Raw genomic sequence first — 561 nt, 5'->3', positions numbered from 1 at the left:
GAATGATGGGAATCATCTCATAAAAAACGATGACAATAAGCCCTAAAACCCAAAAACTATTGATCCCTATAAGAATAAGGGTGACTGTTCTACTCGGAACAACAGGGGTCAATCCAATAAGAATAATAAACGAAACAGATGCTGTTAGCAAAGCCAACACAATAATTGTGACACCCAAAAAGATATACATCTTACTTAAACGATACAATTCATCATTAGAGGTGTTTTGATTTATATCTTGGAGCTTCGTCACTGATGTTGTATTCATGATTAGCTTACATTATCCTATCGCATAACTCTCATATAACCTCTTGCAACAAAAGTTGACAATACCAATGCCACATTTAAAATAAAGCAAATTTAGTAAATGAGGAAAGAACTTCTACATTTTGCAAAATATCTTTAAAATAAAGTGTATTCAGTGATAGTTTACAGAGGAGATGAGATGCGGTTAACAAAACAGACAAATTATGCGCTCCGAATGCTCATGTACTGTGCAAATAATCAAGAATCTTTAAGTCGTATTCCAGAAATTGCCAAAGCATATGCTGTTTCTGAGTT

The 561-nt window shown here is 33.7% G+C and carries 2 pseudogenes; one reads left to right on the top strand and one right to left on the bottom strand.

The annotated features are described in order from the left end of the window. A pseudogene (locus tag ACFINS_RS11205) lies at positions 1 to 268 on the bottom strand (PAS domain-containing sensor histidine kinase); the annotation flags it as partial. 177 nt (positions 269 to 445) lie between these two features. Here ACFINS_RS11205 and rirA point away from each other — a divergent pair. Next, a pseudogene (rirA, locus tag ACFINS_RS11200) lies at positions 446 to 561 on the top strand (iron-responsive transcriptional regulator RirA); the annotation flags it as partial.

The organism is Bartonella sp. AA2SXKL, assembly GCF_042197205.1.
In the GTDB taxonomy this organism is placed as follows: domain Bacteria; phylum Pseudomonadota; class Alphaproteobacteria; order Rhizobiales; family Rhizobiaceae; genus Bartonella.
Note: the sequence above shows the minus strand (reverse complement) of the source record. Positions and strands in the feature narration are given on the sequence as shown.